The organism is Geomobilimonas luticola (assembly GCF_018476905.1).
In the GTDB taxonomy this organism is placed as follows: Bacteria; Desulfobacterota; Desulfuromonadia; order Geobacterales; family Geobacteraceae; genus Geomobilimonas; species Geomobilimonas luticola.
This window is the reverse complement of record NZ_JAHCVK010000001.1, coordinates 154,364-172,365: the sequence shown is the minus strand read 5'-3', so window position 1 is coordinate 172,365 and position 18,002 is coordinate 154,364. Positions and strand designations below refer to the sequence as shown.

Genomic DNA, 18,002 nt, shown 5'->3' with positions numbered 1-18,002 from the left:
CTACATCTGCTATATGGAGAGTGAAATCATGAGCATCCAGGAGAGCAAGAAAGCGTGGCAGGAAAGGGCAGAGAAGGGACTGGCCAAGTCCCCGGAACGGAAAAAGGCGTTTGCCACAACGTCCAATATTGAAATGGAACGCTGCTTCACGCCGGATTTCGAACTGCCCGGTTACGAAGAGCAGCTTGGTTTCCCCGGCCAGTATCCCTTTACCCGCGGTGTACAACCGACCATGTACCGCGGCCGTTTCTGGACCATGCGCCAGTACGCCGGGTTCGGCACAGCGAAGGAATCCAACGAGCGGTACAAGTACCTGCTTTCAGCGGGTCAGACCGGCCTGTCGGTGGCATTCGACCTTCCCACCCAGATGGGGTATGACTCCGACGCCTCCATGAGCCTGGGAGAAGTCGGGAAGGTGGGGGTCGCCATCGATTCCCTGGCGGACATGGAAATCCTTTTCGACGGTATTCCCCTCGACAAGGTTTCCACCTCCATGACCATCAACTCCACGGCGGCCATCCTGCTCGCCATGTACATAGCGGTGGCGGAAAAACAGGGGGTGCCGGCGGACAAGATTTCCGGCACCATCCAGAACGACATCCTCAAGGAGTACATGGCCCGGGGCACTTACATCTACCCCCCCAAAGAGTCGATGCGGATCATCACCGACATCTTTGCCTACTGCAAAGACCATGTCCCCAAGTGGAACACCATCTCCATCTCCGGCTACCACATCCGCGAGGCCGGTTCCAGTGCGGTGCAGGAGGTGGCATTCACCCTTGGTGACGGGATCGCCTACGTTGAGGCGGCTATCAAGGCGGGGCTGGATGTGGACGAATTCGCGCCCCGCCTCGCATTCTTCTTCAACGCCCACAACAACCTGCTGGAGGAGGTGGCCAAGTTCCGTGCCGCCCGCCGCATGTGGGCCCGCATCATGAAGGAGCGCTTCAAGGCCAAGGACCCCAAGTCCCTGATGCTCCGCTTCCATACCCAGACGGCGGGCTGTACCCTCACCGCCCAGCAGCCGGACAACAACATCATGCGGGTCACCATCCAGGCACTTGCGGCAGTCCTCGGCGGCACCCAGTCGCTCCACACCAACTCCCGCGACGAAGCACTTGCCCTCCCCACGGAGGATTCGGTCCGGATCGCCCTCCGCACCCAGCAGGTCATCGCCTACGAATCGGGGGTGGCCGACTCCATCGACCCCCTGGCCGGATCGTTCCTCGTTGAATCCCTGACGGACCAGATCGAGAAGGCTGCCATGGACTACATCGAGAAGATCGACAAGCTGGGTGGCGCCGTGGAAGCCATTTCCCGCGGCTTCCAGCAAAAGGAGATCCAGGACTCCGCCTACGCCTACCAGCGCGGGATCGAGACCGATGACCTGGTCATAGTCGGGGTCAATAAGTTTACGGTTGCGGAACCCCCTCCCAGCGGCCTGCTGAAAGTGAAGGAAGAGGTAGAAATATCCCAGAAAAAGTCCCTTGCCGCCATGAAGGCGCAGCGGGACCAGGCCACGGTACAGGGCGCGCTGAAAAATCTTGAAGCGGCCGCCAGGGGGACCGACAACCTCATGCCGCACATCCTCACGGCAGTCAAGGCCTATGCAACCCTGGGCGAGATTGCCAACGTCTTTCGCGACGTATTCGGAACCCACAAGGAAACGGTGGTGCTCTAGTCTCTGTAACATCCGAATCTAACCCCCCTCAGTCCCCCCTTACCTAAGGGGGGAAGCTTTGAAATCTCTACTTGCCTAAAGGGGGATGTCTTGAAATCTCCTCTTAGATAAGGGGAGATTTAGAGGGGTTAGACGTAACGAATAAGAATTACAAAGTACCGGTCTGCAAGCGGAAACGTTGCAGAAAACAGTTTGTTTTGTAACACGGTTTAAGCAGTCAACGTTTATGGTAACGAGGTTCACGATGCTCGAAAAAATAAACCATATCGGCGTGGCGGTCCGGTCCCTCGACGAAGCGATCCCATTTTATCAGGACATCCTCGGCATGGCATTCAAAGGTGTCGAGGAGGTGGCAGAGCAGAAGGTCCGCGTCGCCTTTTTCCAGGTCGGGGAGTCGAAGATCGAACTTCTGGAGCCGACGGGTGATGACAGCCCCCTTGCCGGGTTTCTGGCGAAAAACGGCCCGGGAATCCACCATGTCGCCTACGAAGTGGCGGATATCGAGGCTGCCATCGGGAAGCTCGTGACGGATGGCGCCCGCATGATCGACACCGTTCCCCGGAATGGTGCCCACGGCGCCCGGATAGCCTTCATACACCCCAAGAGCAGTAACGGCGTTCTTACCGAGCTCTGTCAAATGGACCACTGATTCGGGGAGATCGCCCGGCAGTTAACGGCCTGTCCTGTCGGGAATACATGGATACTGCCGGGCAATGGAGGGAAATTTTTTCTTGACTTTTGTTTGAATGTCACTATATTGTTTCATAAATTTTAAAACATCGTTTGTGCAAATACGCTTTACCGACAGCGCAAAAGCCCTGTTAAAAGAGTATGTTGCGTTGCTGGCAATGTGGATATGGTCGCACTCAGGTGTCACAGGTTGCTTCAACTGTTGACAACCATCAGTCAAGGGGTTATATTAACCCAGCTTCATCGGGCAAGGATAAGAATGAACCTTACACGTATGAACACAAACAGGAAGTACAACGGAAAGAGCCGCGTCTTGCGTTCCGTGGGACAAAAGTGTCCAGAGCCCTGTTTCGTCTGCCCGTAATGTCGGGAAGCGGGACGGGGCTTTTCTTTTGGAGGGGGAATTAATCAGACCCGAGCAGATCGGCAATTTGAAAACTGAAAGGTGGTGATACTCCGAAGGTAAACAGCACGTGACTGCAGCATGCGATTGAATTTTAATTTTGATTGTTAATCAACAACGAAGGAGGTAACAGATGAGTATGAAAAAGAGACTTTTGGCTGTCGCCGCAGCATCGGCCCTGACTGTCGCAACGGCGGTACCGGCGCTGGCACTGGAAAACGAGTTCCACGGCCTGTTCAGGCTGCGGGGGTTCATTGAGAACTTTAACGATGGCGGTGCCGGGGCAGTTACACCGATCAACAATCCCCGCACCAAGAGCTACTTCGAGCAGCGGGCACGCCTCATGTACATTGCCAAGGCCAACGACGATCTGAAACTGGTGACCCACTTCGAGATCGACTCCCGCTGGGGCGACAATTCCTACGCCACCGGTCGCGGTCAAGGTGGTGGCATCGGCGCTGACACGACGAACCTGGAAACCAAGAACGTCTACCTTGACTTCAACATCCCCTCCACCCCCGTGAACGTAAAGCTCGGTATCCAGGGCTTCGACGACGGCTACAAAGGGATCATCTTCAATAACGACGCCGCTGGCGTGGTGGCCAAGGCCAAAACGGGCTTCGGCTCCCTCGGTGGTGCTTTCTTCCGGTTTGACGATGCCGTGACGGGCGGCTCCTACCTGGAAGGAACGGTCACCAATACGACTCCCGGCTACCTGACCCGCGACCTGGTGAACCTGAACGCCAAGTTCAACGTCACCAAGGACGTGAAGCTCGGTGCTGACTGGTACCTCCTCTACAGTGACGTTCTCCGTCAGACCCAGGACCGTACCGCCATCAACATGTTCGGTGTGAACGCCGAAGCCAAGGTCGGGCCTGCTACCATCGACGGCTTCGTCCTCTATCAGACCGGGAAACTGGGTAGCGCAGCAGCTATTGGCAACTCCCAGAAAGTCAGTGCCTTTGCCGGTAACGTGGGTGCCAAGCTTAAGGCTGGCCCTGGTACGCTGCGCACCAACGCCCTGTACATCTCCGGCGACAAGTCCAGCTCGTCGAGCGTCCGTAACGACTTCCAGACCGTCGCGGACCGCACGGTCAACCAGGCTGCTCACGCCTTCTACGCTGCCGAAATGCAGATTCTGCTCCGCAACAAGTACAACATGAACTCCGACCGCGCCATCGTGCAGAACCTGAACAACAACCGTCAGGGTATTTACGGCGGCTTCGTCGGGTATGACCTGGCCATCGACAAGTTCTTCGTGTTCAGCAACGTTGGTGCGGCCGCCATTTCGCGGGACACCAATGGCGCCAACAGGGGCGGCGACTTCCTCGGTACCGAAGTTAACACCGAGGTCGGCTACAAGCTGTTCGACAACATGACTACCTCCGTACAGGCCGGTTACATGTTCCTCGGTAACTACTACAAGCCGGTAACGACTGGCTCGTGGCCGGAGAACCCCTACACCGCCAAAGTGCAGGTGAACTACACCTTTTAAATGACGGGAATCGTGCGTCGGGGGGAACTCCGACGCACGATTCTCCCGATTGACAAGGTGTTAAAAGCTGGTCTACTTAATTATCAGGTATCAATTCCGTGAACGGAGGTTAGGCTATGAAAAAAGTTGCGGTTATGGTGATGGCAGCATTCATGATGTCGGCGACGGTGCCGGCTTTTGCCCAGATGACGAAGGAAGAGAAGGACCAGTGCCTGCTCGCTTCCAAGAACTGCATGATGGAGGTTGACACTCTTCAGAAGAAGATGAAGAAGCTGAACGCCGAAATCAAGAAGGGTACCAAGGTCTATTCCGCCGACGAGCTGAAGAAGCTTCAGGACAAACTGAAAGAAGCGGAAGCCATGCTTGACGCGCTGCAGACCAAGTAATCTGTGTGCATACTGTTTATGAAGGGGAGAGGCGACTCTCCCCTTTTTTTATGGGGAAGGAGGACCGGTGAGGCGACGCGATGGTCCGGCCTCCGCAAATGCTTTGACAAGCTGCAAACCCTTTGCCATAATCGCTCTACCCGTGAAACCACCTGCAAGGAGTTGCCATGAGAAAGTTCGTAGCATGCCTGATCCTGCTTCTGTCGTACATATGCGTACCTGTCGGCGAGGCCGCCCCGATAAAGGCCTATGTCGGTGAATTTACCGTTACGGGCGGGCAGAACAAGGATGAACTGAAGGGCATCCTGCAGACCCTTCTTACCTCGAGGCTTGCCTCCGATTCGGTCACCACCATCGACAGCAATGCCGGGGCGGAGGTGATCGTCAGTGGAAGTTACCTGCAAATCGGCAAGGTGTTCAGCATCGACGCCGTTGCAAGAAACAGTAAAGGGGAGGTGGTTACCCGCGCCTTTGTCCAGGGCGAAAGTCAGGATGAGTTGATCGCCACCATCAGCAAGCTGGCGCAGGGGCTGTCCGATGGCATTGCCAGGAGATACGCGCTGATAGGTTCTTCCCAGCCGGTTGCTGAGGCAGGCGCTGCAGCCGTACCGGTTATGGCCCCTCCGACTGACATCGTCCGGCCCACCGACATCGTAAAGCCGTCAACCGCGGCGAAAGCTGCCGATGGAGCCCCGCAGTCGGACATTATACGGGCGACGCCGGTTGCCAAATCGGCGGGTGGGGGATGGGTAAGCCAGCGGCTGACCGGTGCCATGAGTGGCATCGCCATGGGGAAAACCCTGGATAATGGAGATCGGGAGGTCTTCGTGGCCGGGCCCCGGGCGCTGTACTACTACCGGATGGGTGAGGGGTTGAAACTTCTGGCCGAGGTGAAAACCGGCGGGGAAGAGAAGGTTCTCGGGGTAGACACGGCCGACCTGGACGGCGATGGCCTGCAGGAGGTCTACCTTACGGTGCTGAGCGGCGAGTCACTCGTTTCCCGGGTCTACGTTGCTGATGGCAACGGCCTGAAAAAGATTGCCGACAACCTTCCGTACTTCATGCGGGGAATGGCGCTGGCAGGGGGAAACAAGAAGATTTACGTGCAGCAGATGTCGAGCGACGCGGATTTCTATGGCGATGTGTATGAACTTGTCAAAAGCGGCGACCGCTATGAGATGAAGAACCCCCTAAAGCTCCCCCGGTTTGCCTTTCTCTACAACTTCAACCAGTTCAAGGACCGGGGGGGGAAAACCAATTTCGTGGTGCTCCATCCCGACGGCTACCTGCTGGTCTATTCCCCGTCCCGGGACGAGTTGTGGCGGAGCAGCGACAAGTATGGAGGGTCCGAACTCTATTTCCAGCGGCCCGATCTGAGCAGTTTCAGGACGACCGGCGATCCCATGCGCTGGATATTTCTCCAGCAGCGGATCGTGGTTACCGGAAATGGGGAAATAGTCGTGCCGCAGAACGGCGGCTTCTGGGTAGTGGGGAACAGCAGGTCCTACGGGAAGAGCGCGATGGTTGCATTTGCGTGGGATGGCTCTTCGCTGGAAGAGAGATGGCGGACTCGCCAGAGCCAGAATTACCTGGCTGATTTCGTCTTTGACGAAGCGCGGAAGGAACTCGTTCTGTTGGAAGTCGTCAAGAAGGCGGGGCTTCTGGACACAGGGGCGAGCGCGCTCTACATCAAGAAAGTGGAGTAGGCTGGTCAGTCATTCCGTCCGGTTTAACGGGGGTGTCCGCAAGGGCATCCCCGTTTCCGTTGGGGGATTTAATCATTGACTTTCCAACGGTATATTGCTAGCATTTCAGGCGTTTTGCGGCGATCCGGTGGCATCGTGACCGTTCGCCGGACAGAAGACATTCCCCTCGGAAAGATGCGTCGAAGTGCTCAATCCCACCACCATAGAAGCCCCGTTGCCCAAAGGGGTGACCGATTTCCTGCCCGAGAAGGCGGGGAAGATCGGTTACATTGAAGCGAAGATCCGCCGGGTGTTCGAGCTGTGGGGATTCCGGCGTATCATTCCTCCCCTCCTCGAATTCCAGGATGTCATGGCCCTTGGCCTGGGAGAGGAGCTGAAGGAAAAGACCTTCCGCTTCGACGACCGGCATACCGGCCGCCTCCTCGCCATTCCGCCGGATATAACACCCCAGGTTGCCCGGATGGTCGCCACGCGCATGCAGGGGTACCCCCTTCCCCACCGCCTTTGCTATAACGGCCGGGTACTGCGTCACGCAGAACTCCAGTCGGGCCGGAGCAGGGAAATATTCCAGGCTGGTGTCGAACTGATCGGCCTCGATTCACCCGAAGCGGATGCGGAAATGATTGCCATGGCGGTCGAGGTGCTGCAGGGATTGGGTTTCGACGACTTCAAGGTCGATATAGGCCAGCTTGAGTTTTTCCGCGGGATCATGGCGGCTGCGGGGCTATCGGCAACTGCCGGGAGGCGCCTGCAGCAGGCGATCAGCAAGAAGGATGCTTCAGCCGTTCGCGAACTGCTGGATGCCGAACCACTCGACGACCGGAGCAAGGAAGCGCTGGCGGCGCTGCCGCGACTTTTCGGCGGACGGGACGTGCTCGACGCGGCCGCCAGGGTCGCGACCAATGACCGGTCCCTCCGGGCTCTCGACAATATCTCCCAGGTGCTTGATATCCTGGACATCCACGGCGTGACCGAGCATCTCACCATCGATCTCGGGGAGATTCGCGGACTCGACTACCACACCGGTCTGACCTTTGAAGGATTTGTGGCAGGTCTGGGAGAGGCGGTCTGCGGTGGCGGCCGCTATGACACTCTGACGGCAAACTATGGAATGTCCGCCCCGGCCACGGGCTTTGCATTCAACATCCTTTCTCTCCTCGATGCCCTGGAGAGACGGCCAGACGTTCAAGCGAGCACGAATCGCGACTTTCTGCTTTTCAATCTGAAGGAAGATCGCCGCGAGGCGCTGGAGATTGCCCAGGCGCTGCGGAGCAAGGGGTTTTCCACCGCCCGGGATATCATCCGGCGAGGTTTCCAGGATTCCCTGGCCTACGCCCGGCGGATGAACATTCTCCGCATGCTGGTGCTGGGGGGGGATGACTGTGCCGCAGACGAGGTATTCATCGTCCGGGTGGCGGATGGCAAAGGGCTCAAGATAAAGAAATCGGACCTGTTCCGCACGGAACTGGTCCTGGATTTTGACCAAGAATCGACTAAGTAGTCCTGACAAGGAGAGGGCAATGGCGAATGTCGTGGTGGTAGGCGCCCAGTGGGGCGATGAAGGAAAAGGAAAGGTCGTTGACATATACACTGAGTTTGCCGACGACGTGGTGCGGTATCAGGGGGGGAACAACGCCGGTCACACCTTGGTGGTCGGGGAAGAAAAGGTCGTTCTCCACCTCATTCCGTCGGGGGTCCTCCATGCCGGCAAGCGGTGCATCATCGGCAACGGCGTTGTTCTCGACCCGGAAGTCTTCATCCGGGAGATCACCAACCTCAAGGCCGCAGGCCGTCTTCAGGACGACAGTTGTCTGCTCCTCAGCGAATCGCTCCATGTCATCATGCCTTACCACAAGCGGATCGACATCGCCCGGGAGGCGCAGAGCGGGGACAAGAAGATCGGCACCACGGGTCGGGGGATCGGGCCGACCTACGAGGACAAGATCGGCCGCCGCGGCATCCGGCTCATGGACCTCATCAACAAGGATCAGTTCGCGCGCAAGCTGAAAGAGCAGCTGCCCGAGAAGAACTTCATCCTGGAAAAGATGCTGGGAGAGTCGCCCCTCACCTTTGAGGAGATTTTCGAGCAGTACAACGGTTATGCGGACATTCTCCGCCGTTATGTCGCCGACACCACCCTGGTGCTCCACCGGGATGTGCGGGAAGGTAAAAAGATCCTGTTCGAAGGTGCCCAGGGAACCATGCTCGACGTGGATCATGGGACCTATCCCTTTGTCACCTCGTCATCCACCTGTGCCGGAGGTGCCTGTACCGGGACAGGGGTGAGCCCGCGGGACATCCACGAGATCATCGGCATTTCCAAGGCGTATATCACGCGGGTCGGCAGCGGACCGTTTCCGACCGAACTCCTGGACGCCACCGGCGAACAGCTTCGTGCCACCGGCCACGAATTCGGCGCCACCACCGGTCGTCCCCGCCGGTGCGGCTGGTTCGATGCCCTGGTGGCAAAATATGCGGTGCGGGTCAACGGGCTGACCGGCATCGCCCTGACCAAGCTCGACGTGCTCGATGAATTTGCCACGATCAGGGTCTGTACCGCCTACTCCTGTAACGGTGAAATCCTCGACGAACTGCCGTCCAACCTCGATCTGTTCGAAAAATGCCGGCCGGTGTACGAGGAGTTGCCGGGATGGCAGACGGACATCAGCAAGATCCGAAACTTCGCCGACCTGCCGGAGAACGCCCGGAACTACGTAAAGCGGCTTGAGCAACTGTCGGGTTGCCCGATCGTCATGGTTTCGGTCGGCCCGCGGCGGGATGAAACCATCATCCTGCACAATCCGTTCGACTAAAAATGCAAGGCAAAAAAAATCTTGACCATGGAAACGTAATGTAGTATAAAGCTTATTCTTGTCGCAACGAGCCGCTAGCTCAGTTGGTAGAGCACCTGACTTTTAATCAGGTGGTCGTTGGTTCGATCCCAACGCGGCTCACCATGTCCCCTTCGTCTAGCCCGGCCCAGGACACCGCCCTTTCACGGCGGCGACACCGGTTCAAATCCGGTAGGGGACGCCACAAAATGCAGCCCTTCCAAGTTACCTTGGAAGGGCTTTTTTGTTCTTCGGTCGTCACGTCGCTCTTCCTGCCCGATTTCCCGCCGCACAGTTTCAGCACAGGCTGCCGATTTTGGAGTCACTATTCATCCGCCGGGTAGTATAGGCGAAATTTCCGGCACGGTGCTGCATTTATTGCTGACAAAATAGGCATAATTCCCCGCGCAACGAATTTTTCCCTGTAAATACAGCGGTATGTGGTGTGGCACAGCTTGTGCTTTAGTGGTTGGTAAGAACCTCGCAAATGGCAATGGCGCCCTTGGGAATGATCCCTTGGGCGTTTTTTTGTGTGCGATTGGAGAAGTCCATGGATATGGGAACTGACATCATCATCGACGATACGACCTTGCGGGACGGCGAGCAGACAGCAGGTGTGGTGTTCAGCAGAGCAGAGAAAATTGCCATCGCCCGGATGCTGGATGGTATGGGGGTCCAGGAACTGGAATGCGGCATTCCGGCGATGGGTGCTGAAGAGCAGAGTTCGATCCGGGCATTGGTTGATCTCGGGCTCAACGCGCGGCTGATCACCTGGAACCGGGCAGTCAAGGCCGACATCGAAGCGAGCCTGGCCTGCGGCGTGGGGGCGGTGGACATTTCGCTGTCGGTGTCGGATATCATGATCGAACACAAACTGCGCAAGAACCGGGAGTGGGTCAAGGAACAGCTGGTAGCCTCCCTCGATTTTGCCAAGAAGCATGGTCTCTACGTGTCGGTCGGAGGAGAGGATGCCAGCCGCGCCGACATGGAGTTTCTCATGGAACTGATGCACATCGCCCGGGAACATGGTGCCGACCGCTTCCGCTTCTGCGACACCCTGGGGATCCTCGACCCGTTTGCCATGTACGAAAAAGTGAGAGCCCTTCGGCAGGAGATACCGGAGCTCGCGCTTGAAGTGCACACCCATAACGATCTGGGTATGGCGACCGCCAACGCCATCGCGGGAATAAAGGGAGGCGCCCGCTTCGTCAACACGACGGTCAACGGACTGGGGGAACGGGCCGGCAATGCCGCGCTGGAAGAGGTGGTGATGGGGCTCAAGCTCGCATGCGGCATCGATCCGGGAATCGACACCCACCGTTTTCGGGAAATTTCCCGCCTGGTCGGCCGCGCCTCCCATCGACCGGTGCCCGACTGGAAGGCAGTTGTGGGGGAAAAGGTCTTTTCACATGAGTCGGGGCTTCATGCCGATGGCGTGCTCAAGAATCCCCGGAATTATGAAGGGTTCGACCCGGAAGACGTGGGACTGTCACGGCATATCGTGGTGGGGAAGCACTCGGGGGTGCATGGCCTGATCGAGCGATACCGGAAGATGGGGATCACGGTTGCACGCGACGAGGCAGAGCGGCTTCTTTTCCGCGTTCGTGCCATCGCCCAGCACAACAAGAGAGCGCTCAGTGACCGCGATCTTTCCCGCCTCCATGCCGGTACGGATACCTTTCCGCTCGCGGTTTGACGCATCATAATTGAATCTCTCTTCGCAGAGGGGACACAAAGGCTTCCCACCGAATTTCGGGAGCAGACTTCACCGGCAAAGGCGCCGCCAATACACACTGGGGGCATCTTTGGGTGCCTCGAAAATTCACGTGCGGTCCACGGATTGGTGGACGAAAGGAGCAGGACAATGAGACAGATCGCGATTTACGGCAAAGGCGGCATCGGCAAATCAACCACAACCCAGAACACGGTGGCCGGCCTGGCCTCCATGGGCAAAAAAGTCATGATAGTCGGCTGTGACCCGAAGGCGGACTCCACCCGCCTCATTCTTCACGCCAAGGCACAGTCAACGGTTATGGATCTGGTGCGCGAACTGGGCACCGTTGAGGATCTGGAACTGGAAGACGTGCTGAAGGTTGGCTACGGCGACGTCAAGTGCGTCGAGTCCGGCGGCCCCGAGCCGGGAGTCGGCTGCGCAGGCCGTGGCGTCATTACCGCCATCAACTTCCTGGAAGAGAATGGCGCCTATACCCCTGACCTGGATTTCGTCTTCTACGACGTTCTCGGCGACGTTGTCTGCGGCGGTTTCGCCATGCCGATCCGCGAAGGGAAAGCGGAAGAGATCTACATCGTCTGTTCCGGCGAGATGATGGCTATGTACGCCGCCAACAACATAGCCAAGGGTATCCTCAAGTACGCCTCCTCCGGCAAAGTCAGACTCGGCGGTCTGATCTGCAATGCCAGGAAGACCGACAAGGAGTATGAGCTGATCGACGCCCTGGCCAAGAAGCTCGGCACCCAGATGATCCACTTCGTTCCCCGGGACAACCAGGTGCAGCGCGCCGAACTGCGCAGGATGACCGTTATCGAATACTCCCCCGAGCATCCCCAGGCTGAGGAGTATCGGACCCTTGCCCGGAAAATTGCCGATAACAAGATGCTGGTGGTGCCGACGCCGCTGGAGATGGAAGAGCTGGAAGACCTTCTCATGGAGTTCGGCATCATGGAGGCGGAGGATGAGACCATCGTCGGCGTAGCTGAAGCTGCGGCGAGATGAGAACTTCGGCTTCATAGGTCCTTACGACCTATAGGCCCTATGAAGCCTATAAGAAATCCAAGGAGCGAATTATGTCCAGTGAAATAAAGAAAGTAGAAGGTATAACCAAGGAATCTACCCAGGAGATGATAGACAAGGCCCTGGAGGTGTATCCCGAGAAGGCGAAGAAGAAACGGGCTCCCCATCTGGCCCCCAACGACGGCGTGAGTGCCTGCGTGAAATCCAACCGGAAAACGGTGCCCGGTGTCATGAGTGCCCGCGGCTGTGCCTATGCCGGCGCCAAAGGGGTGGTCTGGGGGCCGATCCGCGACATGGTCCATGTTTCCCACGGCCCGGTCGGCTGCGGCTGGTACTCCTGGGGGACGCGTCGCAACCTGATGACCGGCATCAACGGGGTCAACCAGTTCGCCATGCAGTTCACCTCCGACTTCCAGGAAAAGGACATCGTCTACGGCGGCGACAAGAAGCTGAAGCAGCTGCTGGTCGAGGCCCACGAACTGTTCCCGCTGGCGAAGGGTATTTCGGTCCTCTCCGAGTGCCCGGTCGGCCTGATCGGCGACGATATCAACTCGGTGGCAAAGCAGTCCGCAAAAGAACTGGACCTGCCAATCATACCCTGCAACTGTGAAGGGTTCCGCGGCGTTTCCCAGTCGCTCGGCCACCACATCTCCAACGACACGATCCGCGATCACATCATCGGTACGCGGGAATTCGCAGAACCCGAGACCCCCTACGACATCGCCCTCATCGGCGACTACAACATCGGCGGCGACGTCTGGTCGGTGAAACCACTTCTGGAAGAGATCGGCCTCAACGTCAAGGCGGTCTGGACCGGCGACGGCGAACTGGAAAAAATCGCCGCCACCCATAAGGTGAAACTGAACATCATCCACTGCTACCGCTCCATGAACTACATGTGCCGGGTGATGGAAGAGAAATATGGCATCCCCTGGCTGGAGTTCAACTTCTTCGGCCCGACCAAGATCAGGGAGAGCTTGCGGGCCATTGCGGGGCGTTTCGACGACAGGATCAAGGAGAACGTGGAGCGGGTGATCGCCAAGTACGACCCGCTCATGCAGGCGGTGATCGACGAGTACCGTCCGCGCCTGGAAGGGAAGAAGGTCATGCTCTACGTCGGCGGCCTGCGTCCCCGGCACACGGTCAATGCCTATGCCGATCTGGGGATGGTGGTGGTCGGTTCCGGCTACGAATTCGCCCACGGCGACGATTACGAGCGGACTTCGGTGGAGATGCCGGAAGCGACGGTCATCTACGATGACGCATCCGAATACGAACTGGAGGAGTTCGTCAACACGCTCCGCCCCGACCTGGTGGGGAGCGGCATCAAGGAAAAGTACCTGTTCCAGAAGATGGGCGTTCCCTTCCGCCAGATGCACAGCTGGGATTATTCCGGACCGTACCACGCCTACAACGGCTTCCCGATCTTTGCCCGGGATGTGGATATGGCGGTGAACAGCCCGACCTGGAAGTTGGTCAAGTCACCATTTTAAAACGTCGCCCACTTTTTTGCCAGCTCGGGGTTGCCTTCGTCATCGCTTGTGCGGCGTGGCGCTGCCACGCCTCCGTGCTCTTCCTTGGCGCCACCGACCTGACTAAAAAATTGGACGCCGGTAGGTTCAACCCAAAAACATATTCAGTTGCTGGACAGATTGGTCCGCAACCGGAAGGAGTTTCCCATGAGCGCAGATGCTGCGGTGAAATATGTAACCGAGATACCCGAAGATGAGGTGAAGCGGGTAGCGGAATGGATCAATACCGAGGAGTACAAGGAGAAGAACTTCGCCCGCCAGGCGCTGGTGATCAACCCTCCCCATGCCTGCCAGCCACTGGGGGCCGAACTGGCTGCCCACGGTTTCGAGGGGACGCTCCCCTTCGTCCACGGCTCCCAGGGGTGCGCTTCCTACTACCGCTCCACCCTGAACCGCCACTTCCGCGAGCCGGCGCCGGCGGTGTCCGATTCCATGACCGAGGACGGCGCGGTGTTCGGTGGCCAGAACAACCTCCACGAGGCCCTGGAAAACGCCTACACCATGTACAAGCCGAAGATGATGGCGATCTTCACCTCCTGCATGCCGGAGATCATCGGTGACGACCTGACCGCCTTTATCAAGAATGCCAAGAACAAGGAGTGTGTCCCGGCGGACTTCCCCCTTCCCTTCGCCAACACCCCGAGTTTCAACGGCTCACACATCCACGGCTACGATGCCATGCTCCTCTCCATCCTCCAGACCCTCACCGAAGGGAAACAGGTCGAGGGACGCTGCACCGGCAAGCTCAACCTGATCCCCGGCTTTGACGCCAATACCGGCAACTACCGGGAGTACAAGCGGATACTGAAAGAGTTCGGTATTCCCTACACCCTGCTGGCCGATATCTCCGAGACCTTCGATTCCCCGCTGGACGGCACCTACCGTACCTACCCCGGCGGAACCAGCCTGGACGAGGCGGCGGATTCCGTTAACGGCAAGGCGACCCTGACCCTCGGCCCCTACGCCACCGCCAAGACCTTTACCTGGATCAAGGACAATTTCTCCGGCAAACATGTCTCCCTGCCGATCCCCTTCGGCGTTGTGAAGACCGATGCCCTGCTGCTGAAACTTTCCGAACTGTTCGGCAAGCCGGTTCCCGAGTCCCTGAAGGCTGAGCGCGGTCGGGCGGTGGATGCCATAACCGACGCCCACCAGTACATCCACGGCAAGAAATTCGCCCTCTACGGCGACCCAGATTACCTGATGGGCTACGTCTCCTTTCTCCTGGAGGTGGGGGCCAGGCCGTATCACATCCTCTGCAGCAAGGGGACCAAGAAGGTGGAGAAAGAGTTGCAGGCGCTGCTCGACTCTTCCCAGGACGGTAAGGATGGCAAGATCTACATCAACAAGGACCTCTGGCACATGCGGAGCCTCCTCATGACGGATCCGGTCGATGCCATGATCGGCGACACCCACGGGAAATTCGCGGCCCGTGACGCCAACATCCCGCTCTTCCGCTTCGGCTTCCCGAACTTCGACCGGGTCAACCTGCACCGCTACCCGCTGGTCGGCTACCAAGGGGTGATCAACATGATGACGACGATCTGCAACAAGTTCATCGAAGTCAGGGATGAAACCTGCGAGGAGCGCTACTTCGAGATGATGCGGTAACCTCCGCGCCGCGCACTATGATTTTCAAGATGTAGTCTGGGTCGCTCCCCATGCTGCAGCAAAGCAGTACCTCCTTCAATGGGATTACATGGCGGCAGCGATGTCCCATGTAATCCACTTTTTCCCTGAACCGAATCGAGGTGCCCCATGGCGAAACCCGACTGGTACGATACAACCGACTGTGACACCCACGACGCCGGCGCCCCCAAATTCTGCAAGAAATCGGAGCCGGGAGAGGGGACCGAACGCTCCTGTGCCTATGACGGCGCCCGCGTGGTGCTGATGCCGATTACCGATGTCATCCACCTGGTGCACGGCCCCATTGCCTGTGCCGGCAACTCCTGGGACAACCGGGGGGCCCGCTCCAGCGATTGCCAGCTCTACCGTCGCGGCTTTACCACCGAAATGCTGCAGAACGACGTGATCTTCGGCGGCGAAAAGAAGCTCTACAGGGCCATCCAGGAACTGGTGGGGCGCTATCCCGAGGCGAAGGCGATTTTCGTCTATGCAACCTGCGTGACCGCCATGACCGGCGACGACATCGAAACGGTCTGCAGGGCGGCGGCACAGAAGGTATCCATCCCGGTCATCCCGGTCAACACCCCCGGCTTCATCGGCGACAAGAACATCGGCAACCGCCTAGCGGGCGAAGTGCTGTTCAAGCATGTCATTGGCACTGCCGAGCCGGCATGTACCACCGACTACGATATCAACCTGATCGGCGAGTACAACATCGCCGGCGACCTGTGGGGGATGCTGCCGCTTTTCGACAAGCTCGGCATCCGCGTGCTCTCCTGCTTCAGCGGCGATGCCAGGTTCGAGGAGCTGCGCTACGCCCACCGGGCCAAACTGAACGTGATCATCTGCTCCAAAAGCCTCACCAATCTTGCCAAGAAGATGCAGAAGACCTACGGCATGCCCTATCTGGAGGAGTCGTTCTACGGCATGACCGACACCGCCAAGGCGCTGCGGGACATCGCCCGGGAACTGGACAACACCGTCGGCGGGCTGGAAAAGCGGGTGATGCAGGATCGGGTGGAGAAGTTGCTGGAAGAGGAAGAGACCCGCTGCCGGGAACGGCTTGCACCCTACAAGGCACGGTTGGCCGGAAAGCGGGCGGTACTCTTCACCGGCGGAGTCAAGACCTGGTCCATGGTCAATGCCCTGGCCGAGCTGGGAGTGGAGATCCTCGCCGCCGGCACCCAGAATTCGACCCTGGAAGATTTCTATCGGATGAAGGCGCTGATGCACCAGGATGCCCGGATCATCGAGGATACCAGCACCGCGGGACTCCTGTTGGTCATGTACGACAAGATGCCTGACCTTATCGTTGCCGGAGGCAAGACCAAGTTCCTGGCGCTGAAGACCAGGACGCCGTTTCTCGACATCAACCATGGCCGTTCCCACCCCTACGCGGGATACGAGGGGATGGTCACCTTTGCGAAGCAGCTGGACCTGACGGTGAATAACCCCATCTGGCCGGTGCTCAACGGCAAGGCGCCGTGGGAAAAAGGCGAAGACGCACTGGAAGGGGATGTTTCCCGGGCGGCAGGGCTGGCGGCGCGGCTCGATGGGGAGGATACGAAAAACTCGCGGGTCAAGGTGCCGGCCAAGAACGCCACGGTGAACCCGCAGAAGAACTCGCCGGCCCTGGGGGCCACCCTGGCCTACCTGGGGATCGACCAGATGCTCGGGCTCCTCCATGGTGCCCAGGGATGTTCAACCTTCATCCGCCTGCAGCTCTCCCGGCACTTCAAGGAGTCCATCGCGCTCAACTCCACGAGCATGAGCGAGGATACCGCCATCTTCGGCGGCTGGGAGAACCTGAAGAAGGGGCTTGGCCGGGTCATGGAAAAATTCAGGCCCCGGGTGGTCGGGGTCATGACCTCGGGGCTCACCGAGACTATGGGGGACGACGTGCGGAGCGCCATCGTCCAGTTCCGTCAGGAGCATCCGGAGCACGACGGGGTGCCGGTAATCTGGGCATCGACCCCCGACTACTGTGGCTCCATGCAGGAAGGATACGCAGCGGCGGTGACGGCGATCGTTTCCGCCATTCCCGAGGGGGGCGAGACTATAGCCAATCAGGTCACCATTATCCCCGGCTGCCAGCTGACTCCTGCCGAGGTAGAGGAGATCAAGGAGAGCTGCGAGTCCTTCGGGCTCGATCCGCTGGTGATTCCGGACATATCCAACGCACTTGACGGGCACATCGACGAAACCGTCTCGGCCCTCTCCGTGGGTGGCATACCGGTCGAGCGTATCCGCCTGGCGGGGCGGAGCGCGGCGACCCTCTACTTTGGCGATTCCCTGGCCGATGCTGCGGGGGAGCTGCAGAACAAATTCGCCATCCCGGCCTACGGTTTTACCTCCATCACGGGCCTGGCCGAGTGCGACCTGCTGATGACGGTTCTTGCCGCCATCTCCGGCAGGCCGGTACCGGAACGCTTCCGCCGCTGGCGGAGCCGTCTGATGGATGCCATGGTCGACTGTCACTACCAGTTCGGCCTGAAGAAGGTCGCCCTGGCCCTGGAGGCGGACCACCTGAAGGGGATGACCACCTTCCTTGCCGGTCTCGGCTGCCATATCCAGGCCGCCATTGCCGCTACCCGGACCAGGGGGCTGGATCAGCTGCCGGTTGACAACCTCTTCGTCGGCGACCTGGAGGACCTGGAGGATGTCGCACAGGGCGCCGACCTGTTGGTGGCCAACAGCAACGGCCGGCAGGCAGCTGCCCGGCTTGGGATAAAGAGCCATCTGCGCACCGGCCTGCCGGTGTTCGACCGCCTCGGCGCCCACCAGAAAATGTGGGTGGGGTACCAGGGGACCATGAACCTGGTTTTCGAACTGGCAACCATGTTCCAGGCCAATGCCAAAGAAGCGCAGAAACTGGCGCACAACTGAAAGGTGGATGA

Annotated in this window: 12 protein-coding genes and 2 tRNA genes; all 14 read left to right on the top strand. The window is 58.8% G+C overall.

The features are described 5' to 3' along the window. The first annotated feature begins 28 nt into the window (after positions 1–28). The 14 genes from KI810_RS00780 (at position 29) to KI810_RS00715 (ending at position 17,991) form a co-directional block, all read left to right on the top strand. Entirely contained in the window at positions 29–1,681 is a 1,653-nt protein-coding gene (locus KI810_RS00780; protein WP_214173584.1) for an acyl-CoA mutase large subunit family protein, read from the top strand. A 244-nt stretch (positions 1,682–1,925) separates the two neighbouring features. Next, positions 1,926–2,330 carry a methylmalonyl-CoA epimerase gene (gene mce, locus KI810_RS00775; RefSeq protein ID WP_214173583.1) on the top strand — a complete coding sequence of 135 codons (405 nt, stop codon included), beginning with the start codon at positions 1,926–1,928 and terminating at the stop codon, positions 2,328–2,330. Positions 2,331–2,907: 577 nt separating this feature from the next. Beyond that, positions 2,908–4,269: a histidine kinase gene (locus tag KI810_RS00770; protein ID WP_246525102.1), complete on the top strand. Its 1,362-nt coding sequence runs from the start codon at positions 2,908–2,910 to the stop codon at positions 4,267–4,269. A gap of 116 nt (positions 4,270–4,385) precedes the next feature. Next, positions 4,386–4,655, top strand: coding sequence for a coiled-coil domain-containing protein (locus KI810_RS00765; protein ID WP_214173582.1), 270 nt, complete (start codon positions 4,386–4,388; stop codon positions 4,653–4,655). Positions 4,656–4,822: 167 nt separating this feature from the next. Beyond that, entirely contained in the window at positions 4,823–6,361 is a 1,539-nt protein-coding gene (locus KI810_RS00760) for an FG-GAP repeat domain-containing protein (protein ID WP_214173581.1), read from the top strand. A 184-nt stretch (positions 6,362–6,545) separates the two neighbouring features. After that, positions 6,546–7,862 (top strand): ATP phosphoribosyltransferase regulatory subunit, encoded by a 1,317-nt coding sequence (locus KI810_RS00755; RefSeq protein WP_214173580.1) that lies wholly within the window; start codon positions 6,546–6,548, stop codon positions 7,860–7,862. 19 nt (positions 7,863–7,881) lie between these two features. Then, positions 7,882–9,174: an adenylosuccinate synthase gene (locus tag KI810_RS00750; RefSeq protein WP_214173579.1), complete on the top strand. Its 1,293-nt coding sequence runs from the start codon at positions 7,882–7,884 to the stop codon at positions 9,172–9,174. Positions 9,175–9,242: 68 nt separating this feature from the next. After that, positions 9,243–9,318, top strand: a tRNA-Lys gene (locus KI810_RS00745). Position 9,319: 1 nt separating this feature from the next. Beyond that, a tRNA-Glu gene (locus KI810_RS00740) sits at positions 9,320–9,397 on the top strand. Between the two features lie 345 nt (positions 9,398–9,742). Continuing rightward, positions 9,743–10,888, top strand: coding sequence for a homocitrate synthase (gene nifV, locus KI810_RS00735; protein ID WP_214173578.1), 1,146 nt, complete (start codon positions 9,743–9,745; stop codon positions 10,886–10,888). 168 nt (positions 10,889–11,056) lie between these two features. Further along, positions 11,057–11,926, top strand: coding sequence for a nitrogenase iron protein (gene nifH, locus KI810_RS00730; RefSeq protein ID WP_214173577.1), 870 nt, complete (start codon positions 11,057–11,059; stop codon positions 11,924–11,926). A gap of 71 nt (positions 11,927–11,997) precedes the next feature. Then, complete coding sequence (nifD, locus tag KI810_RS00725; RefSeq protein WP_214173576.1) at positions 11,998–13,437, top strand: nitrogenase molybdenum-iron protein alpha chain; 1,440 nt, start codon at positions 11,998–12,000, stop codon at positions 13,435–13,437. 186 nt (positions 13,438–13,623) lie between these two features. Beyond that, positions 13,624–15,087 (top strand): nitrogenase molybdenum-iron protein subunit beta, encoded by a 1,464-nt coding sequence (nifK, locus tag KI810_RS00720; protein WP_214173575.1) that lies wholly within the window; start codon positions 13,624–13,626, stop codon positions 15,085–15,087. 147 nt (positions 15,088–15,234) lie between these two features. Beyond that, entirely contained in the window at positions 15,235–17,991 is a 2,757-nt protein-coding gene (locus KI810_RS00715) for a bifunctional nitrogenase iron-molybdenum cofactor biosynthesis protein NifEN (RefSeq protein WP_214173574.1), read from the top strand. The last annotated feature ends 11 nt before the right edge of the window (positions 17,992–18,002 follow it).

Bases quoted from the DNA above. Each gene is read 5' to 3' on its own strand.
- nifK (WP_214173575.1), top strand. From the start codon at position 13,624: ATGAGCGCAGATGCTGCGGTGAAATATGTAACCGAGATACCCGAAGAT.
- KI810_RS00780 (WP_214173584.1), top strand. From the start codon at position 29: ATGAGCATCCAGGAGAGCAAGAAAGCGTGGCAGGAAAGGGCAGAGAAG.
- KI810_RS00765 (WP_214173582.1), top strand. From the start codon at position 4,386: ATGAAAAAAGTTGCGGTTATGGTGATGGCAGCATTCATGATGTCGGCG.
- KI810_RS00770 (WP_246525102.1), top strand. From the start codon at position 2,908: ATGAGTATGAAAAAGAGACTTTTGGCTGTCGCCGCAGCATCGGCCCTG.
- mce (WP_214173583.1), top strand. From the start codon at position 1,926: ATGCTCGAAAAAATAAACCATATCGGCGTGGCGGTCCGGTCCCTCGAC.
- KI810_RS00750 (WP_214173579.1), top strand. From the start codon at position 7,882: ATGGCGAATGTCGTGGTGGTAGGCGCCCAGTGGGGCGATGAAGGAAAA.
- nifV (WP_214173578.1), top strand. From the start codon at position 9,743: ATGGATATGGGAACTGACATCATCATCGACGATACGACCTTGCGGGAC.
- nifH (WP_214173577.1), top strand. From the start codon at position 11,057: ATGAGACAGATCGCGATTTACGGCAAAGGCGGCATCGGCAAATCAACC.
- nifD (WP_214173576.1), top strand. From the start codon at position 11,998: ATGTCCAGTGAAATAAAGAAAGTAGAAGGTATAACCAAGGAATCTACC.
- KI810_RS00715 (WP_214173574.1), top strand. From the start codon at position 15,235: ATGGCGAAACCCGACTGGTACGATACAACCGACTGTGACACCCACGAC.
- KI810_RS00760 (WP_214173581.1), top strand. From the start codon at position 4,823: ATGAGAAAGTTCGTAGCATGCCTGATCCTGCTTCTGTCGTACATATGC.